The sequence below is a fragment of the Mangrovicella endophytica genome (genome assembly GCF_002893625.1).
In the GTDB taxonomy this organism is placed as follows: Bacteria; Pseudomonadota; Alphaproteobacteria; order Rhizobiales; family Rhizobiaceae; genus Mangrovicella; species Mangrovicella endophytica.
Genome location: NZ_PKMZ01000002.1, coordinates 43,962 through 68,628, shown reverse-complemented (window position 1 = coordinate 68,628; position 24,667 = coordinate 43,962). Strand labels below are relative to the sequence as shown.

The 24,667-nt window shown below is 67.0% G+C and carries 25 protein-coding genes; 12 read left to right on the top strand and 13 right to left on the bottom strand.

Going from position 1 to position 24,667, the window contains the following annotated elements; all coding sequences use genetic code 11:
- The first annotated feature begins 313 nt into the window (after window positions 1-313).
- Entirely contained in the window at window positions 314-1,177 is an 864-nt protein-coding gene (locus tag C0R46_RS05860; protein ID WP_425349863.1) for a tetratricopeptide repeat protein, read from the top strand.
- Between the two features lie 66 nt (window positions 1,178-1,243).
- Here C0R46_RS05860 and C0R46_RS05855 read toward each other — a convergent pair whose 3' ends face one another.
- Window positions 1,244-1,498, bottom strand: a complete 255-nt coding sequence (locus C0R46_RS05855) for a DUF1344 domain-containing protein (RefSeq protein WP_157944564.1) — start codon at window positions 1,496-1,498, stop codon at window positions 1,244-1,246.
- 331 nt (window positions 1,499-1,829) lie between these two features.
- Between C0R46_RS05855 and C0R46_RS05850 the strand changes: the two genes are divergently transcribed.
- Window positions 1,830-2,345 carry a DUF992 domain-containing protein gene (locus C0R46_RS05850; RefSeq protein WP_102958683.1) on the top strand — a complete coding sequence of 172 codons (516 nt, stop codon included), beginning with the start codon at window positions 1,830-1,832 and terminating at the stop codon, window positions 2,343-2,345.
- Between the two features lie 198 nt (window positions 2,346-2,543).
- Here C0R46_RS05850 and C0R46_RS05845 read toward each other — a convergent pair whose 3' ends face one another.
- The 3 genes from C0R46_RS05845 to C0R46_RS05835 form a co-directional block, all read right to left on the bottom strand.
- Window positions 2,544-2,696: an aa3-type cytochrome c oxidase subunit IV gene (locus C0R46_RS05845; protein WP_342586494.1), complete on the bottom strand. Its 153-nt coding sequence runs from the start codon at window positions 2,694-2,696 to the stop codon at window positions 2,544-2,546.
- 158 nt (window positions 2,697-2,854) lie between these two features.
- The gene (locus C0R46_RS05840; RefSeq protein WP_102958682.1) at window positions 2,855-3,418 is read right to left on the bottom strand and encodes a type 1 glutamine amidotransferase domain-containing protein; all 564 of its coding nucleotides are present in this window, start codon (window positions 3,416-3,418) and stop codon (window positions 2,855-2,857) included.
- A gap of 168 nt (window positions 3,419-3,586) precedes the next feature.
- Entirely contained in the window at window positions 3,587-4,132 is a 546-nt protein-coding gene (locus C0R46_RS05835; protein ID WP_102958681.1) for a regulatory protein RecX, read from the bottom strand.
- 242 nt (window positions 4,133-4,374) lie between these two features.
- On the opposite strand from C0R46_RS05835, the gene C0R46_RS05830 reads away from it, so the two are divergent.
- The 3 genes from C0R46_RS05830 to C0R46_RS05820 all read left to right on the top strand — a co-directional run bounded on the left by C0R46_RS05830 (window position 4,375) and on the right by C0R46_RS05820 (window position 7,857).
- Window positions 4,375-4,989: a TRAP transporter small permease subunit gene (locus tag C0R46_RS05830; protein WP_102958680.1), complete on the top strand. Its 615-nt coding sequence runs from the start codon at window positions 4,375-4,377 to the stop codon at window positions 4,987-4,989.
- Window positions 4,986-7,076, top strand: coding sequence for a TRAP transporter large permease (locus C0R46_RS05825; protein ID WP_102958679.1), 2,091 nt, complete (start codon window positions 4,986-4,988; stop codon window positions 7,074-7,076). The genes C0R46_RS05830 and C0R46_RS05825 overlap by 4 nt, the downstream gene beginning before the upstream one ends.
- Window positions 7,077-7,185: 109 nt before the next feature.
- Window positions 7,186-7,857 carry a carbonic anhydrase gene (locus C0R46_RS05820; protein WP_102958678.1) on the top strand — a complete coding sequence of 224 codons (672 nt, stop codon included), beginning with the start codon at window positions 7,186-7,188 and terminating at the stop codon, window positions 7,855-7,857.
- Window positions 7,858-8,010: 153 nt separating this feature from the next.
- Here C0R46_RS05820 and C0R46_RS05815 read toward each other — a convergent pair whose 3' ends face one another.
- The 6 genes from C0R46_RS05815 to C0R46_RS05790 all read right to left on the bottom strand — a co-directional run bounded on the left by C0R46_RS05815 (window position 8,011) and on the right by C0R46_RS05790 (window position 14,471).
- Window positions 8,011-8,715 carry a chromosome partitioning protein ParA gene (locus C0R46_RS05815; RefSeq protein ID WP_102958677.1) on the bottom strand — a complete coding sequence of 235 codons (705 nt, stop codon included), beginning with the start codon at window positions 8,713-8,715 and terminating at the stop codon, window positions 8,011-8,013.
- A 371-nt stretch (window positions 8,716-9,086) separates the two neighbouring features.
- Window positions 9,087-10,208 (bottom strand): TRAP transporter substrate-binding protein, encoded by a 1,122-nt coding sequence (locus tag C0R46_RS05810; RefSeq protein ID WP_102958676.1) that lies wholly within the window; start codon window positions 10,206-10,208, stop codon window positions 9,087-9,089.
- A gap of 171 nt (window positions 10,209-10,379) precedes the next feature.
- Window positions 10,380-11,486, bottom strand: a complete 1,107-nt coding sequence (locus C0R46_RS05805) for a TRAP transporter substrate-binding protein (RefSeq protein WP_102958675.1) — start codon at window positions 11,484-11,486, stop codon at window positions 10,380-10,382.
- A gap of 224 nt (window positions 11,487-11,710) precedes the next feature.
- Entirely contained in the window at window positions 11,711-12,790 is a 1,080-nt protein-coding gene (locus C0R46_RS05800) for a nickel/cobalt transporter (protein ID WP_245413442.1), read from the bottom strand.
- The gene (locus C0R46_RS05795; protein ID WP_102958673.1) at window positions 12,787-13,452 is read right to left on the bottom strand and encodes a DUF1007 family protein; all 666 of its coding nucleotides are present in this window, start codon (window positions 13,450-13,452) and stop codon (window positions 12,787-12,789) included. Before C0R46_RS05795 ends, C0R46_RS05800 begins: the two co-directional genes overlap by 4 nt.
- A 98-nt stretch (window positions 13,453-13,550) precedes the next feature.
- Window positions 13,551-14,471 carry a LysR family transcriptional regulator gene (locus C0R46_RS05790; protein WP_102958672.1) on the bottom strand — a complete coding sequence of 307 codons (921 nt, stop codon included), beginning with the start codon at window positions 14,469-14,471 and terminating at the stop codon, window positions 13,551-13,553.
- A gap of 519 nt (window positions 14,472-14,990) precedes the next feature.
- Here C0R46_RS05790 and odc2 point away from each other — a divergent pair.
- From odc2 to C0R46_RS05770, 4 genes are all read left to right on the top strand, one after another.
- The gene (gene odc2, locus C0R46_RS05785) at window positions 14,991-16,124 is read left to right on the top strand and encodes an ornithine/lysine decarboxylase (protein ID WP_102958671.1); all 1,134 of its coding nucleotides are present in this window, start codon (window positions 14,991-14,993) and stop codon (window positions 16,122-16,124) included.
- A gap of 153 nt (window positions 16,125-16,277) precedes the next feature.
- Window positions 16,278-16,892, top strand: a complete 615-nt coding sequence (locus C0R46_RS05780) for a GNAT family N-acetyltransferase (RefSeq protein WP_425349862.1) — start codon at window positions 16,278-16,280, stop codon at window positions 16,890-16,892.
- 74 nt (window positions 16,893-16,966) lie between these two features.
- On the top strand, window positions 16,967-17,926 hold the full coding sequence (locus tag C0R46_RS05775) for a 1-phosphofructokinase family hexose kinase (RefSeq protein WP_102958670.1): 960 nt from the start codon (window positions 16,967-16,969) through the stop codon (window positions 17,924-17,926).
- A complete protein-coding gene (locus C0R46_RS05770; RefSeq protein WP_102958669.1) occupies window positions 17,923-18,756 on the top strand; it encodes an inositol monophosphatase family protein in 834 nt (277 codons plus the stop codon). Before C0R46_RS05775 ends, C0R46_RS05770 begins: the two co-directional genes overlap by 4 nt.
- 68 nt (window positions 18,757-18,824) lie before the next feature.
- On the opposite strand, the gene C0R46_RS05765 is transcribed toward C0R46_RS05770, so the two are convergent.
- The 3 genes from C0R46_RS05765 to C0R46_RS05755 all read right to left on the bottom strand — a co-directional run bounded on the left by C0R46_RS05765 (window position 18,825) and on the right by C0R46_RS05755 (window position 21,818).
- On the bottom strand, window positions 18,825-19,802 hold the full coding sequence (locus C0R46_RS05765; RefSeq protein ID WP_102958668.1) for a WD40 repeat domain-containing protein: 978 nt from the start codon (window positions 19,800-19,802) through the stop codon (window positions 18,825-18,827).
- Complete coding sequence (locus C0R46_RS05760; protein WP_102958667.1) at window positions 19,802-20,929, bottom strand: CobW family GTP-binding protein; 1,128 nt, start codon at window positions 20,927-20,929, stop codon at window positions 19,802-19,804. The genes C0R46_RS05765 and C0R46_RS05760 overlap by 1 nt, the downstream gene beginning before the upstream one ends.
- Window positions 20,930-21,026: 97 nt before the next feature.
- Window positions 21,027-21,818 carry a creatininase family protein gene (locus tag C0R46_RS05755; protein WP_102958666.1) on the bottom strand — a complete coding sequence of 264 codons (792 nt, stop codon included), beginning with the start codon at window positions 21,816-21,818 and terminating at the stop codon, window positions 21,027-21,029.
- Window positions 21,819-21,965: 147 nt separating this feature from the next.
- Here C0R46_RS05755 and C0R46_RS05750 point away from each other — a divergent pair, with 147 nt between their 5' ends.
- The 3 genes from C0R46_RS05750 to C0R46_RS05740 all read left to right on the top strand — a co-directional run bounded on the left by C0R46_RS05750 (window position 21,966) and on the right by C0R46_RS05740 (window position 24,602).
- Window positions 21,966-22,448: a MarR family winged helix-turn-helix transcriptional regulator gene (locus tag C0R46_RS05750; RefSeq protein WP_102958665.1), complete on the top strand. Its 483-nt coding sequence runs from the start codon at window positions 21,966-21,968 to the stop codon at window positions 22,446-22,448.
- Between the two features lie 118 nt (window positions 22,449-22,566).
- Window positions 22,567-23,619, top strand: coding sequence for a LacI family DNA-binding transcriptional regulator (locus C0R46_RS05745; protein ID WP_102958664.1), 1,053 nt, complete (start codon window positions 22,567-22,569; stop codon window positions 23,617-23,619).
- The gene (locus C0R46_RS05740) at window positions 23,616-24,602 is read left to right on the top strand and encodes a 2-hydroxyacid dehydrogenase (protein ID WP_102958663.1); all 987 of its coding nucleotides are present in this window, start codon (window positions 23,616-23,618) and stop codon (window positions 24,600-24,602) included. Before C0R46_RS05745 ends, C0R46_RS05740 begins: the two co-directional genes overlap by 4 nt.
- The last annotated feature ends 65 nt before the right edge of the window (window positions 24,603-24,667 follow it).

The following is a 24,667-nucleotide window of genomic DNA, read 5'->3' as shown; positions in this document are numbered from 1 at the left end:
GGGCGGCTGGTCGGCCTCGGCTGTCTCGACCTTGCCGCATCCTTGACGGCGGGTGAGCGAAGGCTCCACTGCGCCACTTTTTGGTCGATTTCGATTCCTAGAGCCTGTATCGACGGCTATGCGGAAGGCGGCGTATGCACCTGAATGGTCAGCGCCTTTCGCGGCATTTTGGCAGATGGATGATCAGGCGCTGACGCGGCGGGGGATGCTGCGCCGCCCGAGCTTCATCCGGCCCGGACGCTTAAGGGGCAAGGGGCGTGCCTGGTGACGCCACGAGGCCGACCGTCAAAGCTCGTTTCACGGGGACAGCAGTTTGATCTCGCATTCCGAAAGCCGCCTCGCGCCGAACCGGACCGTCGCCGCGACGAAGCCGGCCGCCCTCCTTGCGATCTTCGCCGGCCTGGCGCTGGCCGGCTGTCAGACGGCCGAGCCGACGGTGCAGGCCATCTCGCTCGACCAGAGCCAGGGATCCTCGGAGAACATCTCGTCGCTGACCGCGACCGTGAATGCCGATCCGCGCAACCCGGAAGCCTACAATGTCCGCGGCACCGCCTATGGGCGGGCGGGCGACTACAACCGGGCGATCGAGGACTTCACCACCGCCATCCAGCTCGACCCGAACTTCTACCAGGCCTATGCCAATCGGGCGCTGGTCTTCCGGCAGACCAACGAGCAGGGCAAGGCCGTCGCCGACTACAACGCGGCGCTGAAGATCAAGCCCGACTATGACGCTGCCTATATCGGCCGCGGTAACGTCTACCGCATCGCCGGCCGCAACCGCGAGGCTCTGGCGGACTTCCAGAAGGCGATCGATCTCAACACGACCGATCCGCGCGCCTACCATAATCGCGGTCTGCTTTATCAGATCGACGGCCAGCACAAGCAGGCGATCGAGGACTTCTCGACGGCGATCTCGCTGAAGGCGGATGCGCCGGAGCCCTATTCCGGCCGCGGCGTCTCCTATCTCGCGCTCGGCGATGAGGAAAACGCCTTCAACGACTTCAACGCCGCGCTCAAGCTCGACGACCGCAAGGCGGAGTACTGGACGAACCAGGCCATCGTCTACGAGCGCCGCGGCGAGAAGCAGAAGGCCTTCCGCTCCTATTCGCGCGCCGCACAGCTCGACCCGCGCTATCGGCCGGCCAAGGATGGGATGGCGCGCACCACCGGCGTCTGACGCAACGGATGCAGACCGCCGTCGGGGGGCTCGACGGCGGTCCGCGGTCCGGTAGGGCCGCTGGCTCTACTTCGCCGCCATGATCTTGCTGGCGCTCATCGCCGTGCCGCTCTTGGTATAGGTGATCGACACCTTCTCCCCAGCCTTCAGCGTCGACAGCTTCACGCTCGGCGCGACCGTGAAGGTTTCGCCGTTCTTGAGAGTGACGGTGTGCTTGGACACGTCCATCGCTTTGACGGTGCCGGTCGCCGTTGCGGCGAAGGCGCCACCCGAGACGAGAAGAGCCGAAAGCACAGTGGCCGAAACAACAAGACGCTTCATGACAACCTCCTTCTGAGATCCTGCGTCGGTCATCGACGCGGTAAGATCCTGCGCCGCTCATCGGCGCGGGTCGGAAGCTAGGCGCGTCTGAAAACAACCGCCCGTTACAAAAAGATAATTCTGCCCGTCCGGCAATTTGCCTCAGTCGCGGTCAGCGGCGCGCGCGAAGCAGCAGCCGGATCGGCGGATCCGGGCGGACGAGAACCGTCGGGGCACGACCGAGCCTGTTGCGCTGCCGCAACAGCGCGACACTGCGGGCTGAGATTTGGCGGAACCGTTGCGCCTCGAGAGGATTTCCCGGCCGAACGTCATTCTTCAGGAGGCATAAGCCATGAAGGCCATTCTCTTCTCCGCCGCCCTCGCCGGTGCTCTTCTCGCCGGCTCCGCCGCGGCCCGAGCCGATGCCGAGCTCGGCTCCCTCACCTGCCACAGCGAAGGCTCGACCGGCTTCATCATCGGCTCGTCCGAGAACGTCCTCTGCGAGTTCACGCCCGCCAACAACGCTCTGCCGAAGGAAGTCTATACGGGCACGCTGAGCTCGCTCGGCCTCGATGTCGGCGTGACCGGCGAGACGGTGATGAAGTGGGTCGTCCTGGCCGCGACGCCTGACAAGTACAGCCCGGCCTCGCTCGCCGGCAGCTATGTCGGCGCCAGTGCCGATGCCTCCTTTGCGGCTGGTGCCGGCGTCAAGGTCCTCGTCGGCGGCCCGAATGGCGGCTTCACGCTGCAGCCGCTGAGCGTGCAGGCTCAGGAAGGCGTCAATGCCGCGATCGGCGTCACCAAGTTCACGCTGGCGCCGGCCGTGGCGGTCGCGCCGGGCAGCGAGACCGTGGTCATCACCAAGTAAGCATCAGCCCGACTGGAACGAAGAAGGCCCGCCGGGACAACCCTGCGGGCCTTTCTCATGTCGAGAGCTGGAGTGTCGCCGACGACGCCCGGAGGATCGAACGCGCCCTCCAAAAACGCCGCTTCATCGCTTCGGCTGGCGGATGAGCAGCCTTGGTGGGCTGCGGTGACCCGCCGGTCGGCGACGCGGCGTGCAGAACTAGAGCAGGAAGAAGGCCATCAGGATGAGCAGGATCACGACGGCCACCGTGCCCCACTTGAAGAGGGCGAGGAAGCCGGAATAGGTCCGCTCGTGCTCGGGATAGTCCATCGCGGCGGGATTCTTGGTGTCGTAGGTTGGCAGAGTGGCCACGCCGATCCTCCATCTGATGCCAAATGCGTGCCGCGCACATACACGATTCCGCCACAAACTGGCAATGCCGCGGCGTGCTGCGGCGCTCGATGCAGCAGCATGGAAAAAGGCCGGCGCCCTTGAGCGCCGGCCGGGTTCGACTTCAGCGACTGGGTTGCTCAAGCCGCCTGTCGGTCCTGATGGCGCCCCTCTTCCACTTCCTCGATGATCTTGGCGACGAAGGCCGGAATATCACCCGGGTTGCGCGAGGTGATCAGCCCCTCGTCGACGACGACCTCGCGGTCGACCCAGTTGCCGCCGGCATTGATGACGTCCGTCTTGATCGAGTTGAATGAGGTCAGCTGTCGATCCTTCACCACGCCGGCCTCGATCAGGAGCCACGGCGCATGGCAGATCGCCGCCAGCGGCTTCTTGGACTGGTAGAAGGCGCGGACGAACTCGACGACCTGCGGTTCCGCGCGCAGCTTGTCCGGATTGATCTGGCCGCCCGGCAGGACGAGCGCATCGTAATCGCCGACGGAAACCGCATCGAGCGTGCGATCGACCGGCACCTTCTTGTCCCAGTGATCCTGGTCCCAGCCGGTGATCGTCCCGTCCTTTAGCGAGACGACGTGAACCTGTGCGCCGGCAGCCTTCAGCTGCTCCAGCGGCTTGATCAGTTCGTCCTGCTCGAACCCGTCGGTCGAGAGAATGGCGATCTTGGCGTCCTTGATGCTTGGCATCGAACTTCTCCTGTCGAAGCGCAGCCCTGCGCCACCGTGAGGCGGGCACATTGGCTGCATCGTTGCTATGGATGACAGGCTAACCCCTCTGGTGCCGCGATAGTTCCGGGCCGCGGCGGGCCGATTCGCCGCCAGCTACGCTTCACTTCCATGCCTGGTGGCGCCGTCTCATGAGCAGCTCCGCTCGTCGGCATTCCCGTCGATGACGGCCGCGGCATCCGCAAAGGCGAAGCCGGCGCGGATCATCGCGGCGACGTCGCGGTCGCGCCGCTCGGCGCGATCCCGCAGGCGGAACGGGCCAAGCCGCCGCCGCTCGGCATATCGCCAGGCTGATGCTCGCTCATCGCCTCCTTCGACCGCAAGCGCGGCCGCGACGAGATCGGGTTCGACGCCCTTGGCGAGAAGCTTGGCACTCGCCTGCCGATGCGACGTTCCCCGGCGCCGGAGGCTGGCAGCCCGGGCCTCGGCATAGGCACGATCGTCGATCAGCTTCAGATCGGCGAAGCGCCCCATCGCCTCCTCGACAAGCGGAGCGAAGGCCTCCGCATCCTCGCCGCGCGCGAGGCAGCGGCGCATCAGCTTGCGTCGGAGGACGCTGCGCAGGTTCTCCGTCGAAGAGGCATATCGTTCGAGATAGTGCATGCCCGCCCGGAACAGCCATTCGGCCGTCACCGGACCGGGCACCTTCCGGCGTTGCGGCGGCGTCGCTTCCATCGCCCGGTCGTAGCGGAGGGGGATGAGGCCGCCAAGCCTCTGCGCAAGCCCGGCTGCCAAACGGACTGCGGCGATTACTTGCGACAGCCAGTAAAAGTCCTTAACGACCGATCCACGGCTTCGATCGGGATATGGCGCTCCTGCCTGCATCCATCTCGATCCCGTCACGCCATCCAACAAGAGCTGGGCTGTACCCGGCAGTCGTCCCGGTCGCGGGGCAGGACGAGGAGGATCCGGATCGCATGAGCGCCCTTCTATCGCTGTCGCGCGTCATCGACAGCGTCACGACCTTCGTCGGCCGTGCCGTGTCATGGCTCGTGCTCGTCGCCGTTCTAGTCAGCGCCGGCAATGCGGTGATCCGCAAGATCTTCGACATGTCGTCGAACGCTTGGCTCGAACTGCAGTGGTACCTCTTCGGGGCCGTGTTCATGCTGGCGGCCGCCTGGACCCTGCTGAAGAACGAGCACATCCGCGTCGACATCATCTCATCCATGTTGTCGAAGCGCACACGCGACTGGATCGACTTCATCGGCCACCTCGTCGTGCTCATTCCCTTCACGCTGCTGATGATCTGGCTGCTGATCCCCTATGTCTCGCTGTCCTACCGCAGCGGCGAGCATTCGCCGAATGCCGGCGGCCTGCTCGTCTGGCCGGCCAAGGCGCTGCTGCTGGCCGGCTTCGCGCTGCTGCTGGCGCAGGCCCTGTCCGAGCTAATCAAGCGCGCCGGCGTCCTCTTCGCCGGGATGGACGATCCGACGCCTCAGCACCAAAGCCACCCGACGGCAGAGGAAATGGAGACCACCGCGCCGGCGGGGCCGGCCGACGCGAGCGCATCGCGCGGGGAGATCGGCCGATGATCGAGTTCATCGCGCACAATCTCGCGCCGATCATGTTCATCAGCCTGGTGGTGTTCCTGCTGCTCGGCTACCCCGTCGCCTTTGCACTTGCAGCCAACGGCCTCCTGTTCTTTGTGATCGGCGTCGAGCTGGCGCCGATCTCCTCCGGCGAGATCAACCTTTTCTGGCCGCTTCTGGGCGCGCTCCCTGACCGCTTCTTCGGCGGCATCATGTCGAACGACACGCTGCTGGCCATCCCCTTCTTCACCTTCATGGGACTGATCCTCGAGCGTTCCGGCATGGCGGAGGATCTGCTCGACACGATCGGCCAGCTCTTCGGCCCGCTGCGGGGCGGCCTCGCCTATGCCGTGATCTTCGTCGGCGCACTGCTCGCGGCCACCACAGGCGTGGTAGCCGCCTCTGTTATTGCCATGGGCCTGATCTCGCTGCCGATCATGCTGCGCTACGGCTATGACCGGAAGCTGGCGAGCGGCGTCATCGTCGCGTCCGGCACGCTGGCGCAGATCATCCCGCCCTCGCTGGTGCTGATCGTGCTGGCCGACCAGCTCGGCCGCTCCGTCGGCGACATGTATTCCGGCGCGCTGGTCCCGGGCCTCGTGCTGACAGGCCTCTATGTCGGCTACATCTTCATCGTCACGATGATCAATCCAAAGGCGGCGCCGGCGCTGCCGCCGGAGGCGCGCACCCTCGGGCGCGGCGTCACCTCGCTCTCGGTCGCGCTGGCAGGGGCCGTTCTCGTCAGCTACGGCGCGACCGAATATCTCGCTCCTCACGTGGAGCAGGGCGCGGCGATCTGGGGCGCTGTCGTCGGCACGCTGCTCGTCTACTTCGTCGCCGTCGCCAATAAGGCGTTCAAGCTGAGCGTCCTGTCCTACCTCGCCCAGCAGGTGATCATCGTGATGATCCCGCCGCTGGCGCTGATCTTCCTGGTGCTCGGCACGATCTTTCTCGGCGTCGCGACGCCGACGGAGGGCGGCGCGATGGGCGCCGTGGGCGCACTGGTGCTTGCCCTCGCCAAGCGCCGCTTCTCGACGAAGCTGCTGGTACAGGCGATGGAGTCGACTACGACCCTGTCGGCCTTCGTGATCTTCATCCTCGTCGGCGCCCGGGTCTTCTCGCTGACCTTCTATGGCGTCAACGGTCACATCTGGGTCGAGGAGCTGCTGACCTCCGTGCCGGGCGGCGAGGTCGGCTTCCTGATCGTCGTCAACATCCTCGTCTTCATCCTGGCCTTCTTCCTGGACTTCTTCGAGCTCGCCTTCATCATCGTGCCGCTGCTCGGCCCCATCGCTGAAAAGCAGGGGATTGACCTCATCTGGTTTGGCGTCCTGCTCGGTGTGAACATGCAGACCAGCTTCATGCATCCGCCCTTCGGTTTCGCGCTGTTCTACCTGCGCTCGGTGGCGCCGCGCATGCCGTTCCTCGACAAGGTCACCGGCCGCACTCTGGATGGGGTCACCACCGGGCAGATCTATCGCGGCGCCATTCCTTTCGTCTGCATCCAGATCCTGATGGTGGCGCTGACGATCCTCTTCCCCGGCATGGTGATGCGCTACAAGTCGGAAGCGCCGCCGGTATCCACGGACACGATCATCGTGCCGCAGGCGCCGGGCGGCATGACGCTGCCGCCGCTCGGTGGTGGTGGAGATGCTGGCAGCAATCCCTTCGGCCTGCCTCCGCTTGGGCTGCCCTCTGGCGGGACCAGCACCACGCCGGGCGCCGCGTCGCCAGCTGCGCCCGCACCGGCGCAGCCGCAGCTTGGGCTGCCCCCGCTGGACTTCGGCAATGGCGGAACGGCCACACCGCCGGCCCCAGCGCCCGCCGGGCCGGCCTCGGGCGAAGCCCCATCCGGTGCCGGCGCGCCAGCGCTCGGCCTGCCACCGCTGCAATTCGATACTCAGCCGGCCTCGCCTGCAGCTCCGGCTGCATCGGCACCCGCGGCGCCGCAGCCTGCGGGCTCCGGCGGTGCGATCGACCTCACCCAGCCGCCGCCGGGCCTCGGCGGTCCGGCTGCTCCAGCACCGGCGCCAGGAAGCCAGCCGGCTCCGCCGGCGGCACCCGCCGCACCGGCTCCGCAAACACCCTGAGCCGTTGCCGCGCCTCCAACGGCCGAGCGCCCTATGTTAGGAGCGATGCCCGCCGCACCCGGGTGGGGCGCGATCCGATGCGCCCGCCGTTTCCATGCAAGGTGATCCGATGTTTCCTGGACGACTGACCGACGGTTACCGCGCCTTTCTCGGTGGCCGCTTCGTCAATGAGCGGACGCGCTACGAGACGCTGGCCGAAACCGGCCAGCGGCCGGAGATCATGGTCTTCGGCTGCGTCGACTCGCGCGTGTCGCCGGAGGTGATCTTCGACGCCGCGCCGGGCGAACTTCTCGTCGTGCGCAACGTCGCCAATCTCGTCCCGACCTACGAATCCAACCGGGATTCGCAGCACGGCACCAGCGCCGCCGTGGAGTTCGGCGTGCAGGCGCTGAAGGTGAAGCACATCGTCGTTCTCGGCCACGAATACTGCGGCGGCATCCGCGCCTTTGCCGATGAGCAGGAGCCGCTGTCGTCGGGCGATTTCATCGGGCGCTGGATGTCGCAGATCGCGCCGGCCGCCGAGACGCTCGGGCCGCGTGGTGCCGACGGGGATGCCTATCTGCGCCGGCTGGAGTTTGCCTCGGTGGAGCTCAGCCTGCGCAACCTGATGACCTTCCCCTATGTGCGCAACAAGGTCGAGGCCGGCTTGCTGCAGCTGCATGGCGCCTATTTCGGCGTTGCCACCGGCAAGCTTCTGGTCCGCGATCCAGAGACTGGCGTCTTTCAGCCGGTGAAGGGCGATGGCTCGCAGCGCGCCCTGCCGACCATCCGCTGCGACTGAGGTCGACCCGTCTTTCAGCTCTCTTGTAGCGGCTGCACGGGCCGCAGGAAGGTTAGATGCAAAAGGCTCCGGACATCACTGTCCGGAGCCTTTTCCGTAGAGAATGCATGCGCGCTGCCGACGCGATAACGCCTCGACCGAACCTTATGCCTATCAGGCGGCCTGCGCGACCTCGACGACGTCGTAGGACGGAACCGGTGCGGCGATGCGGCCGAGAATGCCGACTTCGTAAGCGAGCGTCGCCGCTTCGGCACGGGCACGGTCGAGGCCCGGAGCGACCTCGTCGGTCAGGCTGAAGATCGTGCCGCCGTGAACGAACGGCGCCTCATAGGCGGCACGGAGCACGAGACCGATCTCCAGGCGCTTGGTCTCGCTCTGCTCGATATAGGACTCCACCATGCGGGCGATGCGGCTCGGGATCGCGGTGACGGAGCTGGCGGCGAAGCACCAGTCGCGGCCGCGGCGGCCCTTGCCGGCATCGGCCGTGAGAAGGTGATCGGTGGCGATCGCGGCATAGGCCGAGAGCGGCGAGAAGCGGACCGGGATCAGCGAACGGTCGGACAGGCGGGCGGCGGCGCGGATGGTCGCGGCATCGTCGCCGGCGTCGATGATGGCGAGGTCGCCACGGCGACGGGCGGCACGCACCAGGCGCTCCAGGCCGGCTTCGTCATCGGCGGCCTCGACGACGAGGCTGCGGGGCGTCGAGGCCTTGCCCTGCCAGGAGACCAGATCCTTGTCGCGGGACGCGTCCACGAGCACCACCGGGATGTCGGCGGCCGCCGCGACACTGGCGAGGGTCAGAGCGAGAGTGGTGGTGCCGGACGTCTTGAGAGAGCCGATCGAGAGGACGGAGGTCATTGATGCATTTCCCTGTGCGCGCATGGTCTGGGTCGAGACCGGCTGACGGCCCGGTCCGGTGAAGTCGGTTGTGGAATGCGGTGTCCGGACACTGAAGCGCGATCCTTGAGCGAACCTGCCCGCTTACGCCGCGGCAGCCTCCCCGTGCTCTCTTGTCCAACGCTTTCACTTTTCGGCAATCGTGGTTAACGACTGGTTAACGGCCGAGCCTCAGGCCAGCATCGGCAGCGCTTCTGCCTGCGACAGGAAAGCTTCGCTCCGGTTTCGGCGCCGGCTAACGAGCGCCTGATCTTCGATGCACAGCAAAAAGGGCCCCGGAGCGGTGCTCCGAAGCCCTGTCGGATTGAACCTTCCCGAACGGGAAGAAGGGCTCAGCCGCCCTGGACGTTCAGCGCGCCCTCTCGCTGCTTGATCATCATGAAGGTGTCGAAGGTGTATTCCGCGACCTGCTGCCACAGATATGTCTCGGCGCGGAAGGCGACCATCGAGTCGTAGATCTTCTTGAACGCCGGATTGCTGGCGTTGATCTCCTTGTAGACCTCCTGGGTCGCGTTGAAGGAGGCGCTCATGATCTCCTGGCTGAACGGCCGCAGCTTGGCGCCCGCGGCGACAAGCTGCTTCAGCGCGATCGGGTTCTTGTAGTCGTATTCCGCCAGCATCTCGATCGTCGATGCGCGGGCAGCCGTCGCCAGCAGGCTCTTGTAGCTCGCGGGAAGGCTGTTGAACTGCTCGTTGTTGATGAAGAAGCACAGCGCCAGGCTGCCCTCCCACCAGCCGGGGTAATAGTAGAAGGGCGCGACCTTGTAGAAGCCGAGCTTCTCGTCGTCATAGGGACCGATCCACTCCGCCGCGTCGATCGTGCCGCGCTCCAGCGAAGGATAGATGTCGCCGCCAGCGATCTGCTGCGGCACGACGCCGAGCTTGCCCAGCGCCTGACCGGCAAGGCCCGCGATGCGCATCTTCAGGCCCTTGAGGTCCTCGACGGTATTGATCTCCTTGCGGAACCAGCCGCCCATCTGCGTGCCGGTGTTGCCGCCCGGCAGGTAGTGGATGCCCTGGCCGTTGAAGTACTCGTTCAGCAGGCCGACGCCGCCGCCGTAATACAGCCAGGCATGCAGCCCGCGCGCGTTCAGCGTGAAGGGCACCGTCGCGCCGAGCGCGTAGGTCGGATCCTTGCCGACATAGTAATAGGACGCCGTGTGGCACATCTGGACGGTGCCGTTGGTGACGGCATCGGCCGCCTGCAGGCCGGGCACGATCTCGCCGGCGGCGAAGACCTGGATGTCGAAATTGCCGTCGGTTGCCTCGCGCACATAGGTGGCGAGATCCTGCGCACCGCCGAAGATCGTGTCGAGCGACTTCGGGAAGGACGAGGTGCAGCGCCACGAGATCTTCGGCATCGACTGCGCGATGGCGGGGGCGGCCAGTGTCGATCCGACGCCGGCGCCGAGCGCCCCGATCGTCGAGTTCCTGATGAATTTCCGACGGTCCATGCGCAGCACTCCTCCCTTGAGGCCGGCCGCGGCGCAGCGGCGGTCCCGGCCGTTGCCGTTTTGCGAGAGGATGCAGAGAACCCCCTCGAGTTGCAACCGCGCCGACACTCTCTCGCCGCAGCTGATGGTCGTGGCGACCGCTTGCCGCAGTCGCCCCCGATCACATCGGTCTCAGAGCGCGTTGTTGCGCTGCTGGACCATCATGAACGTGTCGTTGGTGTATTCGGCGATCTGCTGCCAGAGATAGGCATCCTTCTTGAAGGCCGTCTGGCTGTCGAGGATCTTCTTGAAGCTGGGGTTCTGCTCCGAGATCTCGGCATGCACGGCCTTGGCCGCATCGAAGCTGGCCTTCAGGATGTCCTGGCTGAACGGGCGCAGCTGTGCGCCGTTCTGGGCGAGCCGCTTCAGCGCGCCGGGATTGCGGTAGTCGTAGCTTGCCAGCATCGAGCAGTTGATCGCCTGGCAGGCGGATTCCAGCATCGCCTTGTAGTTCTGCGGCAGGCCGTTCCACTTGTCGGCGTTGAACATCATGTGCAGCGCCGCGCCGCCCTCCCACCAGGCGGGGTAGTAGTAGTACTTGGCCACCTTGTAGAAGCCGAGCTTCTCGTCGTCATACGGGCCGACGAACTCGGTCGCGTCCAGCGTGCCCCGCTCCAGCGCGGCATAGATGTCGCCGGCCGGGATCTGCTGCGGCACGACGCCGAGGCGCTCGACGACGCGGCCGGCAAGCCCGGCGATGCGCAGCTTGAGGCCCTTCAGGTCGTCGACCGTGTTGATCTCCTTGCGATACCAGCCGCCCATCTGCGCACCGGTATTGCCGGCCGGAAAGGCGTGGACGCCGTGCTGGCCGAAGAACTCGTTCATCAGGTCGTTGCCGCCGCCCTCATAGAACCAGGCGTTGATCTGGCGGGCATTGAGGCCGAAGGGCACGGCGGTACCGAGCGCGAAGGCCGGATCCTTGCCCCAGTAGTAATAGGATGCGGTATGGCCCATCTCGACCGTGCCACCCGCCACGGCGTCGAGCACCTGGCCGCCGGGGACGATCTCGCCGGCGGCGAAGAGCTGGATCTCGAACTGGCCGTCCGAGGCCTCCTTGATGTAGCGCGCCAGCAGCTCCGAAGCGCCGAAGATGGTGTCGACCGACTTCGGGAAGGACGAGGTGCAGCGCCAGACGATCTTCGGGCTGCTCTGCGCGATCGCCGGTGCAGCGAGCGTCGTGGCGGCGGCAGCGCCGAGACCCGCCGTGCCGGCGGTGCGAATGAATGAACGACGGTCCAAAACGGCCCTCCCCCTCTGTTATTGCCGGCAGCTGCGGCGCCGGAGATGACCGCCGGCTCCACGCCGCCGGACGGCCCTAAGACCTTGATAGTCGGGCCCCGCGGCTCGGTAAAGCGTTTCCGCCCGTGTCGGTGAACGGCAGGGAGGATCACACGGCCGGACCGCCGTCTGCCCCTGGATCGATCGAGGCCGTGGGAGTGGTCGGAGACCGGGGTGCCGGCCGTCTAGACCGGCTGCAGTGCTGCCCCGAGCATCAGCAGGCCGATGACGAGGAGCAGCGCGGCGCCGGCAATCTCGAGGATCGTCCCGAGCATCGCCGCGCCCGAGCCCCTTTGCCCGAGCCGCAGAGCCCAGCCCTTGGCAAAGACGGCGACCGCGGCGATGGCGGAAACGGTGACGGCCGTGCCGATCGCCATGGCGAGAACCGACAGGATGCCGCCGGCATAGAGGCCGTTCGCCAGCGCAAAGGTCAGCACCACGATGGCGCCCGAACAGGGCCGCAGCCCGACCGCAACGACGGCGGATGCCGCCGGACCGAAGCGCAGCCGCTGGCCGCCGAGGGCCTGCGGCGATGGCATATGGGCACGCCCGCAGTCGCAGTCGGCTTCGTCGTCGGTGCAGATATCGGCGGCGAGCGGCCCCGACGCACGCGGCATGGTCGAACGCGGCGCCGACGCGCCGAAGCTGGCACCGCTCGTCCCATAGCCGGAGGCTTCGCCCGCCATGGCGAACTGCAGCCCGTAGGCCGGGCGCATGGCACGCACCAGCCGCACCAGCTTGCGCACGAGCAGCCAGCCGCCGAAGGCCGCGATCGCCGCATAGGAGGCTAGTTCCAAAAGATCGGTCGCCTGCGTCATGGTGACGGTCGTGCCGCGCAGCACGAACCATCCGGCGCCGACGACGATGAGGGCCGTCAAGGCCTGGAGGAGTGCCGAGACGAAGGAAAGAAGAATGCCGCGCCGCAGCTGCACTTCGTTGGCGAGGATATAGGCCGAGATCACAGCTTTGCCGTGGCCGGGACCTGCTGCGTGGAAGATGCCATAGGCGAACGAAAGGCCGACCAGGAGCGGCGTCGCCGCCGGCGAGCTTTTCAGCCCGACCAGCGCATGGCGAAGGGCGGTGAAGAACTGCCGCTGATACACGGCGATCTCGATGAACAAGCCGGCCAGCGGCCCGCTCGGCTGTGCCGTCACCTCGGCGCTGCCAATTCCGATGGACGACTTGGCCATTGCCGGATCGACAAGGAGCAAGGCCATAACCGCGGCGGCCACGGCGCCGACCATGAGAAGCTCTGGGCGCCTCATCCGCATTTCACCTCTGCGCGGGTTGCCAGAATCTGCGAGTAGTCGACGCCGTCGTCGGGAACCTTCTCGTCCGGCCCCAGCCCCGCGATCGAGTTCACCCACTCCTGCGCGGCTTCGTCCTCGTCGGGCACGACGAGCTGCTTGGAGCAGCCCTGCGGCATGTCGACGAGCTGGAAGGCGTTGGCATCGGCGAAGTCGAAGGCGACATAGAAGGTGTCGTCGAAGTTGGAGACGGTCAGCGGCGTCTTCAGGTCGATCGGCTCGTCGGCCAGCATCTCGAAAAAGATCAGAAGCTGGCCGTCGCGATAGAGGGTGCGGATCTCGTCGGGCGCCTTCATCTTCAAGGTCCGGCCGCCGCTGCGTACGAAGGTGTAGAAGGACCATTCGGCGATCGACTCGCGGATGGTCTTGCCGACGTCGGTCAGCTCGTCGTCGTCGAGCGAGCCGTTCTTGTTCTTGTCGAAGTCCACGAGGACGGTCGAGGAGAACAGCTCGTCCATCCGCCAGACATTGCGAACCGAATGGAGTTTGCCATCGGGCGATCCGACGATCTCCATGTGTGATTCGGCAAAGACGTGCGGATGCGCCAGCGCCGGTGCTGCCGCGCAGAGCATTGCGGCGAACGCCAATCCGCCGGCCATGCGCCGCCTGATCAGGCTCATGTCGAATTCCCCTTGCCGCGTCACGGCGGCCCCACCGTCGCAGTCTCTCCAGATCAGGAGAGAATGGCCGAAGTTGGAAGCACGTCGCAGCGATAGCGTCAGGCCGCGACATCCTTATGAGAGCCGTCGCACTTGCGGAACCAGTTGGCGAGGTAGTCGACGAAGACGCGCACGCGGGCCGGCAGGTGCCGGCGGTGCGGGAAGACGGCGTAGATGCCGGCTTCGCTCGGCATATATTCGTCGAGCACGGTGACGAGCCGCCCGGCGGCGAGGTCGTTGCGGATGACGAAGGTCGGGCTGAGCGCAAGCCCGAGTCCGGCGATCGCGGCGGCGCGCACCGTCACCGGGCTGTTGGCGGTGAACTGACCCGAGACCGCCACGGGGATCGTCTCGTTGGTCTTCGGGTCGCGGAACGTCCAGTTGGAGAACATCCGCGAGTTGGAATCGATCACCGCCGGGTAGCGCGACACCTGGCTCGGATGAGTCGGTCGCCCGTGCAGCTGCAGGAATTCCGGGCTGGCGCAGATGGCGAAGTCGAGCGAGGCAAGCCGCCGCGCGATCATCGAGGAGTCGGCGAGCCGAGTCATCCGGATCGCCACGTCAAAGCCCTCGTCGACTAGGTTGACGAAGTTGTCGTCGAGATGGATGTCGAGCGAGATTTCCGGATGCGCCTTGGCGAAGTCGATGAGCGACAGGCCGAGCTCGGCGTCGCCGAAGGTGCGCGCCGCACTGACGCGGATCTTGCCCTTGGCTTCGCCGGTGGCGCCCCTCACCTCCTCGTTCAGCGTTTCAAGCTCTGAGATCAGTGCGGTCGCCCGGGCGAGATAGACCTCGCCGGCGGCGGTCAGCGCCACCTGTCGCGTCGTGCGGTTGATCAGGAGAACACCGAGTTCATCCTCCAGCTCGCGGACATATTTCGACAGGAGCGCCTTGGAGCGACCGGTCTTGCGGGCGGCGGAGGAGAAGCCTCCGTTCTCGACCACCGCGATGAAGGCGCGCATGCGTGTCAGCGTATCCATGGCTCGTTCCTTGCGCCAAACTTGGCGATGTTGCCGAAATTCGACTCTCGGCCTGCGTCAAGACCCGAATACCGGCGGCTGCCCCAAATTGCCGCTTGTGCATGACAGCCGGTTTCCATATATCCGCCCTCGCCCAAAGTCGCACGTGCCTGTGGGCGTCCCCCGGTCCTCGAATGCGAGGCAAGCCGGGACGGTACCTGGAGGATGATCCTCCAGTCGGTTTCGCTGCTGGCGAAATCGTGGACGCCTTGAAGCAACGACGGTGCGGGCCTTTCTGGTCTCTCCCGGTCTCCATAGCCGGGAATTCTGAAGAGGCACACCATCCTTGCCTGAAGTGCGGCGGGTTCAAGCCCTCCAAGCCATGGCAGACACATACGATGCCGCACGGCCCATCCGGCCGCTCGTCTTCGGTCATGTCGCGTTTCGCATTCGCTTGACGAGCGGGGTCTCCACCGGCTGCTCGTGAGATCGGGTGCGTGCGCTCCTCGTCGACCACATGGTTCATGGGAGAGCCCCCTAATGGCAACGCAGCGGATTCTGGACTTCATCGCCACGCGCCGGCCGAATGGCCCTTGCCTCGTCGTCGATCTCGACGTCGTCGAGACGAACTTCAACGCCTTCCGCAAGGCGCTGCCGGATTCGGCGATCTTCTATGCCGTGAAGGCCAATCCGGCACCGGAGATCCTGCGTCTTCTCGCCGGCCTCGGCTCCTCCTTCGATTGCGCCTCGGTCGCCGAGATCGAGATGGCGCTCGACGCTGGCGCAACGCCGCGCCGCATCTCCTTCGGCAACACCATCAAGAAGGAGCGCGACATCGCGCGCGCCCATGAGCTCGGCATTTCGCTCTTCGCAGTGGACTGCGTCGAGGAGGTCGAGAAGGTGGCTCGTGCGGCGCCAGGCGCCCGCGTCTTCTGCCGCGTCCTGACCTCCGGCGAGGGCGCCGAGTGGCCGCTGTCGCGCAAGTTCGGCTGCGTGCCGGCCATGGCGGTCGACGTGCTGACCCACGCCCACAGCCTCGGTCTCGTCGCCACCGGCATCTCCTTCCATGTCGGCTCGCAGCAGACCGACACGGAGGCCTGGGACGGCGCGCTCGCCGATGCGGCGCAGGTGTTCGGCACGCTCGCCGAGCGCGGCATCACCCTGACGCTCGTCAACATGGGCGGCGGCTTCCCGACCCGCTACCTGAAGGACGTGCCGTCGGCGGAGGCCTATGGCCGCTCCATCTTCGAGGCATTGCGACGACATTTCGGCAACCGCATTCCCGAGACGATCATCGAGCCGGGCCGCGGCATGGTGGGCGACGCTGGCGTCATCAAGGCTGAGGTGGTCCTGGTGTCCCGGAAGTCGGCCACCGACGAGAACCGCTGGGTCTTCCTCGACATCGGCAAGTTCGGCGGTCTCGCCGAGACGATGGACGAGGCGATCCGCTACCCGATCGTCACCCCGCGTGATGGCGACCGGATGGAGCCCTGCGTCCTCGCCGGGCCGACCTGTGATTCGGCCGATGTTCTCTACGAGAAGAAGCCGTATCCGCTGCCGATCTCGCTGACCGTCGGCGACGAGATCCTGATCGAGGGAACGGGTGCCTACACGACCACCTATTCGGCGGTCGCGTTCAACGGCTTCGAGCCGCTGAAGGCCTACGTGATCTGATCCCAGCCGCAGCGGCTCCCGGCCGCTGCGTCCCTGTCATGATCCCCTGCTATGCCGGAGCTTGAACCAAGCTCCGGTTCGCGGCTGCCCGCGCGGATCGCTCGTCCGCGCGCGTCGGCACCTGCCTGCCCCCATCTCGCTTGAGGTCGTCCCATGGTTGACTTCGCCTCCCATCTCCCTGCCGCCCCTGCCGACGCCGTGATGCCGACTCGCGCCGTCGCCATCCGTGCCGAGCGCTCCGGCGACGCGCCGCGTCGGGAGGCGCTGCTCGATGCCGCGATGGGAACCAAGCGCCGCCGCAAGTCGTCGGAAACGATCCGCCGCAACCGCCGTCCGGCCGCTGGTCTGTCCTTTGCAGCCTGCGACGAGGCGGGAACGCTCGTCGGCACCGTGCGGCTCTGGCACATCGCCGCCGGAACCCGCGACGGCGCGCCGATCGCCGCGCTGCTGCTGGGCCCCCTGGCCGTCGATCCGGCGCTCAAGGGTGCCGGCATCGGCTCGGCGCTGATGCGCCATGCGGTTGCCGAGGCGGCCCGGCTCGGCCACGACGCGATTCTCCTCGTCGGCGATCCCGAATATTACGAGCGCTTCGGCTTCTCCGCCGCGTCGACCGCAGGCCTGTCCATGCCCGGTCCGTTCGAGCGGCACCGGCTCCTGGCGGCTGAGCTGACGGACGGCGCCCTCTCCGGCGCCGAGGGCCTGATCGTCCCGACAGGCCAGTTGATCCGCGTCGCCCGCCCGGCAGCAAATGTCATAAAGGCGGCCTGAACGCCCAAGGCGTTTCACATGCAACCGATCAGGCGCTGACGACTTTCCGTCCGAAGACCTGATCGGGAGCATGCATGGCGGCGGGAGAGCACTTAAGCGAAACACGAGCGCCGGAACGCGGCGAGATCTGCGTCTTCGCGCCCTGGCCGCTCTTCACCATCACCATCGAGAAGCGGGTGGAGGGCGGCGACGACGTCTATTTCCATGCCGGCGGACAGGCCGTCTGGGTGGCGCGGATGATCGCCAATCTCGGCCAGCGCGCGACGCTGGTAGGCCCGTTCGGCGGCGAAGCGCGCCACGTCATCGAGACTCTCGTCAAGATGGAGGGCCTCGGTCTTCGCTCCGTTCCGATCAAGCTGCCGAACGGCGGCTACATCAACGATCGGCGCGGCGGCAAGCGTGAGGAGATCGCGACCGTCAAGCCGCCGCATCTCGACCGCCACGAGACCGACGACCTCTACAATGCCGTCCTGTCGGAGAGCCTGCGCTGCGGCACCGTCGTGCTCACCGGCCTGCCGGAGGATCCGGTGATACCGCTCGGGGTGTTCGGTCGTCTGACATCCGATCTGTCGGGCAACGGCGTTGCCATCATCGCCGATATCGCCGGCGAGGTCCTGAAGGCGGTGGAGCGTGGCCTTTCGGTCCTCAAGATCAGCCATGAGGAGCTGATCGCCGCCGGCGTCGCCGAAGGCGACGACCGGGACGAGCTGGTCGCCGGCATGGAGCGCCTGCGGGAGAAGAGCGAGGACATCGTCGTCTCCTGTGCCGGCGAAGGCAGCCTTGCCCTTATCGGCGGCACCCTCTTCCACGCCAAGGCACCCTCTCTCAACGCACTGGATCATACCGGCGCCGGCGATTCCATGACCGCCGCCCTCGCCGTCGCCAAGGCTGGCAAGCTCAACCCGCAGGAGACGCTGCGGCTCGCCACCGCTGCAGGGGCGCTCAACGTCACCCGGCACGGGCGCGGCACCGGCAATTTTCACGACATCCAGGAAATCGCCCGCCACGTGACCATCGAGGAGATCCGCCGATGACGACATCCGCAGAGGCCGCCGAGTTCGAGACGCTGGCCGTCGAGCTGGCACAGGTCGCAGGGGCGCAGATCGTCGCTTCGCTCGGGCGCACGCTGACCGTGCGCTACAAGGGCGCCGAGGAGCGCGCGGCCGCCGACATCTATCGCGACCCCGTCTCCGACGTCGATCACGCCGTCGAGGTGACGCTGCGGGCGCGCCTCGCCGACCGCTTCCCGGACCATGACATCATCGGCGAGGAAATTGACGAGCAGCCGGAGAAGCGCGGCCGCATCGTCTGGGCCGTGGATCCCGTCGACGGCACCGCCAACTTCGTCAACGGCTTCCCGCTCTTCGGCGCCATAATCGGCGTTCTCGACGAGGGGCGCCCCGTCGCCGGCGCCATCTGGTGCTCGACCAGCCATGCCCTGCGCGCCGGCGTCTACCATGCCCGCGACGGCGGGTCGCTCTGCTTCGACGGCACGACGCTGAACGTCGAGCGCAATCCGGCCGTCATGCGCCGCATTGTCGGCATGCCGCGCCTTCAGGCGTCGAGCAGCCACGGCTACGACATTCGGCAAACGGGATCGGCGGCGATTGAATGCGCCTTCGTCGCGGCGGGACTGATGGCCGCGGCCAAGTTCGACCGGCCCAATCTCTGGGACGCGGCGGGCGGCGTGCCGCTGATCAAGGCCGGCGGCGGCGTCGTGCTGACGCGCCGATCCGAGGCCGAAGCCTGGGCGCCCTTCGAGCGCTTTTCCGGCATCAACGGCGACGGCGATCCCTATGGCTGGAAGCAGCCGATGCTGATCGGCAATGCCGATGCGGTGGGGGCTCTGGCCAAGGAGGGCTGAGCGGCCCGATCGTCGCTGCCGCCTCCGCCGCCGGACAGGCGGCGGTTAGGCGATGGCGACGCGCCGGCTCAGCCGGCGATGTCGACGACGCCGCCCTCGCCCGCTTCCGTCCCGAAGGCGAGGAAGCGGCCCTTGGCATCCCAGCCCATGCTGCGCACCGGCCCGCGGCCGTCGCGGCGCAGCAGCGCCTCGCGTCCATCGGCAAAGCGTGCGGCGAGGATCATGCCGTCGGCATAGCCGATCGCCATCATGTCGTCGGTCGGGTGGCAGGCGACGGCTGTGACCATCGTGTTGCCGCGCGTGCCGAGTTCCAGCGGCTGCTTGCCCATCGGCCCGTCCTTGGAGCCGAACGGCCAGAGGATCGCCGCCGGCGCGCCGGCCGTCGCCAGGAACTTGCCCTTTGCGGACCAGGACCAGCTCTTCACCTTGGCGGGATAGCCGGTCATCTTCATGTGCTTGTTGTCCTCGATGCGCCAACCGTGCAGGGCGTTCTCCTGCATGGCGGTGACGAGGAAGCGCCCGTCCGGGGAAAAGAAGACGGCGAGATGCGCGCCCTTCCAGTCCAGCGAGACCGGCTCCGCTTCCGTTGCCGGGAAGAACAGCGACGCCCCGTCATAGCGGGCCGTCGCGGCGCGGAGGCCCTTCGGCGCGAAGGCGATGTCCTCGACGGTCCGCCCATGCGGAATCTCGCGCAGCGTGCCATCGCTCATACGGACATAGGCGGTGCGACCGGAGGCGAAGCCGACGACGCCCTTCGGCCCGCCGGCGACGGAGGCGACCCACTTGCGCCCGATGGAGGCGAGCTCGACTGCCCCGCCGCTTGAACTCAGCGCCACCACGCGGCCGTCCTCGCCGCCCGACAGGAGACGGTCCGAGAACGGGTCGAGCCGCGCCGTGAGAAGGCCGCCGGCATGCAGCTCGACGGTTCGCTCGCCGCCGGCCGTGAAGCGCGCCGTCCCGTCCGCCAGTGCGAAGACGGGCTCACCCTTCAGGAACAGCGCCGTCTCAACGAAGTCCGGGAAGTCATAGGCCGCGACTGACGGCATCAGGCATCGGCCCGCTGATGGGCAGCGCTGGCAGCGAACTCGGCCGACAGCGCGTCGGCGTCGAGCTCGCGGCCGATGAAGACGAGCCGGCTTTCGCGCTTCTCGTCGTCGCGCCAGGCGCGCTGGTGGTCGCCCTCGATGATCATGTGGACGCCCTGGATGACATAGCGCTCGGGATCGTTCTCGAAGGCGATGATGCCCTTCAGGCGCAGGATGTTCGGCCCCTGCTCCTGCGTCAGCGCCTGGATCCAGGGGAAGAACTTCTTCGGGTCGAGCTCGCCGCCGCGCAGTGAGACGGACGTCACTGTCACGTCGTGGATCGGCGATGCCTCGCCATGGTGATGATCATGGCCATGGTGGTCGTGGCCGTGGTGATCATGGCCATGGTGGTCGTGGTCATGATGGTGGTGATCGTGGTCGCAGTCGGGGCCGCAGACATGCTCGTCATGGGCATGCGCCGCCTCTTCGAGGAAGGCCGGATCCTGGTCGAGCACGCGCTTCAGGTCGAAGGCGCCCTGCCCCAGAACCTTGGCGAGCGGCACCTTGGCGCGTTCGGTGCGGTGGATCACGGCGTGTGGATTGATCCGGCGCACCGTTGCCTCGATGACGGCGATCTCCTCCGGCGACACGAGGTCGGCCTTGTTGATCACCACGACGTCGGCAAAGGCGATCTGGTCCTCGGCCTCGCGGCTGTCCTTCAGGCGCAGCGGCAGGTGCTTAGCGTCGACGAGTGCCACCACGGCGTCGAGCTGTGTCTTGGAGCGCACATCGTCGTCCATGAAGAAGGTCTGCGCCACCGGCACCGGGTCGGCGAGGCCGGTGGTCTCGACGATGATGGCGTCGAATCGGCCCTTGCGGCGCGTCAGCCCCTCTACCACGCGGACGAGATCGCCGCGCACGGTGCAGCAGACGCAGCCATTGTTCATCTCGTAGATCTCCTCGTCGGATTCGACGATGAGGTCGTTGTCGATGCCGATCTCGCCGAACTCGTTGACGATGACGGCGTAGCGCTTGCCGTGATCCTCCGAGAGGATGCGGTTGAGGAGCGTCGTCTTGCCGGAGCCGAGATAGCCGGTCAGCACCGTAACCGGGATCGGGTTCGCAGCGGTCGTAGCAGCGTCTGACATGGAAGGTCTCCCTCGTGGAAGGCCACGATATAAGCCCGGCCGATCGAGATTGCACGGGGGTTGCGATTGACGAGCCGTCCTCCGATGGCGGGTAAAGTTAGATCAGCCGCGCCAGGTCGAAGGCGAGGACGTCGTGCAGAAGCTCGACGAAGCGCGCCGCCTGATGATCGGCGATCTCTTGGCCGATCGCGGCGCTGGCGAGCCTTGCGTTGCCGACCGCGCCTGACAGGTTGAGGTCTTCCGCCAGCCAGCCGAAGCCGAGCCGGCCATGGGCTCTGAGATGCGTCGCCTCCTCGGCCAGACGGCTCTGCAGCGACGGGAAGTCGTCGATCGCCTCCTGCCGCACGAGGTCGGGGCGAAAGTGCAGCATCAGCGAGGTCTCGACGGCGCCGCCATGGATGCCGGTGGCGATCTCCGTCTCCGGCAGCCGACCGGCGGGATAGCCGAAGCGCAGCCAGGACGCGGTGACGCACAGCATCGCCCGCATGCGACGCAGCTCCAGCGCAGCCGTGTCCATCACCGGCGTGTTGCCGCCATGCGCGCTGACGATGACGAGGCGCCGGAAGCCGGCTTCCGCCAGGCTCTCGCCGACGTCGATCAGCGCGCTGGTCGAGGTCTGCCAGCCATAGTCGATCGTGCCCGGAAAGGACGAGTGCTCGATCGACTTGCCGATCCGCAGCGTCGGCAGGAAGGTCACGGCATCGCCTTCGGGGAGCAGCGCCATCACCGCCTCGGCCATGTGATCGGCGATGATCGCGTCGGTGCCGAGCGGCAGATGTGGCCCGTGCTGCTCGATCGCCGCGATGGGGAGGACTGCCACGGCATCCGGCAGGCTGTCCGCCGCAAGGGCGAGTTCCTGCGTCGTCATCTCTTCGTAGCGCCGGCGCATCGCGTGATCCTTCGTTGATGGCACCGGCAGCGTAAAGCATGTCGGCCTCTTCGCGGCAAAGCCGCCTGCGCTGGACATCGCGGTGCCGCTTCGTCATCTTGCGCGCGCGGAAGGCTGGTCGGCCATGGCGCGAGGGACCGGACTGCCATGGCGGGGAAGAAAAAGAAGCGATCAGCGCTGACGCAGCTGGGTTTGGCTGCGCGTGCCGGGCGCACCGCCCTGTCGCAGCGCCTGGCCGAGCTCGACCTCTATCCCGGCCAGGATGCCGTCCTGCTTTCACTGGGCGAGGAGGATGGCTTGAGCCTGCGCGAACTGTCCGTGCGCCTGTCCGTGCGCCCGCCCACCATCACCAAGATGGTGGCGCGGCTGACCGCCCAGGAGCTCCTGGAGAAGCGCGCTTCCGCAACCGACGCGCGGCAGAGCCATGCCTTCCTGACCGAACGCGGCCGCACCCTGGTGCAGCAGGTGCGCGACGCCCAGCGCAGCACCGAGCGTGCCGCCTTGCGCGGCCTCACCGACAAGGAGCGCAAGGCGCTGAAGAAGCTGCTTCTGAAGGTGACGCGCAACCTCGCCGAGCGCACCGAAGCGCCCGCAAGCGAGGCCGAGAGCGTCATCGAGATCGATGACTGAGTCGCAACTGCAGTCCGTTCAGCCAGCCACTGGGGCGATCGACCGGAGGCTTTCGCCCGCGCCTCGTCTTTGTCATAGATCGCCCGGGCGGCGATCGACGGGAGCGGGTCGGGCATAGGTGGCGCAGAAGGTCAAACTCTCCACGATCGCGGATGCGCTCGGCCTGTCCACGGCGACGGTGTCGCTGGCGCTGCGCGACAGCCCGCTCGTGGCCGAGGCGACGCGCGAGCGGATTAAGGAGGAGGCGCGGACCTCGGGCTATATCTACAATCGCCGCGCCGCGAGCCTGCGCACGTCGAAGTCCGGCATTGTCGGCGTCTGCGTGCAGAGCATCATGAATCCCTTCTTCGGGGAGATCCTGCGCTCGATCGAGGAGGAGCTCGACCGCCAGCGCCATACCTTCGTGCTCTGCAACCATCATGACGACCTCGCCAAGCAGCGGGCCTTTGTCGACACCATGCTGCAGCTCGGCGCCGATGGTCTGATCCTTTCGCCGGCGGTCGGAACGCCGGCCGCCGACATCCGCCTGGCCGAGGAGAACGACCTGCCGGTGACGCTGATCGCGCGCACCATCGAAGGCGTCGGCGTGCCCGGCTTCCGCGGCGACGACCGGCTGGGCATGAGCCTGGCCGTCGACCATCTCGTTTCACTCGGCCATCAACGGATCGCCATGATCGGTGGCGACGAGATGACCTCGACCGGGCGCGATCGCGAAGCCGGCTACCGCGAGGCGCTGGAGCGCGCCGGCCTCACCTGGCGCCCCGAGTGGCGGATCGCCGGACCGCGCGACCGCCATTCCGGCTTCGACGCGACCTTGCGCTTCCTGGATCTGGCCGAGCGCCCGACCGCCGTTGTCTGCTTCTCCGATCTCGTCGCGCTCGGCTTCATGTACGGCCTCAGCCGCGCTGGCTTGCGCCCCGGCATCGACATCGCGGTGACGGGCTATGATGACATCGACGAGGCGGCGATCTCCATGCCCTCGCTGACGACGGTCGCCAACGGCCAGAGCGAGGTCGGCCGTCGGGCGGCCGATGCGCTCGTGGCGCGCCTGCGCGGTGACGACACGGTGGACGGAACGCACCTCATCAAGCCCGAACTGAAGATCCGCGAATCCAGCGGCTTCGTTTGGCACAACAGCCGACAGCGTGAACAATCCCAGGGCCTGGCATGACCGACTTCAAGACGATCGCGATCCTCGTGCCGGGGCGCCTCAACCCCGATACGCTGACAGAGCTCGAGGCCACCTTCGACGTAGTACGCTCGCCGGCCCGGAACGTGTCCGATCTGTCCGCGCGAGACCGCGCGCGCATTCGCGGCATCGCCGAGATGGGCGGCGTCACCGCCGACATGATCGACGCGCTGGAGAAGCTGGAGATCATCGCCAACTTCGGTGTCGGCTACGATGTCGTCGACACGGCCCATGCGACCGAAAAGGGCGTTGCCGTCACGCACACGCCGGACGTCCTCACCGAAGAAGTGGCTGATACGGCGGTCGGCCTCCTCCTCAACACCGTGCGCGAGCTGCCGCGCGCCGAGCGCTACCTGCGCGAGGGGCGCTGGGCCGGCGAAGGACCTTATCCCTTGAGCGGCGCCACCTTACGCGGCCGCAGCGTCGGGATCATGGGCCTCGGGCGCATTGGTCTCGCCATCGCCAGGCGACTGGAAGCCTTCGGCCTGACGATCGCCTACCACAATCGCAGCCGCCGCGATGACGTTCCCTATGCCTATCACGAGACGCTGACCGGCCTTGCCGCTACCGTCGACACGCTGATCATCGCAGCGCCCGGCGGTGCCGGCACGGAAAAGGCCGTGAATGCCGAAGTGCTATCTGCGCTCGGGCGGACCGGCATCCTCGTCAATATCGGCCGCGGCTCGATCGTCGATACCGAGGCGCTCGCCGATGCGCTGGAGAGTGGCACCATCCAGGCCGCCGGTCTCGACGTCTTCCCGAACGAGCCACAGGTGCCTGAACGCCTCCTGGGCCTGCCGAACGCCGTGCTCCTGCCGCATGTCGCCTCCGCCTCGCGTCACACCCGCAAGGCGATGGGCGACCTCGTCATCGCGAACCTCAAGCGCTGGTTTTCCGGCGAGCCCCTGGAGACGCCGGTCCCGGAAAGCCGCAAGGCCGGTCTGGTGCGTCGGCGGCAAGATTGAGCCGCGGCCCGGATGTCGCCGTCTAAACCGTCGATTACGCCAGCCTCGCGCAACCCTTCATTAAT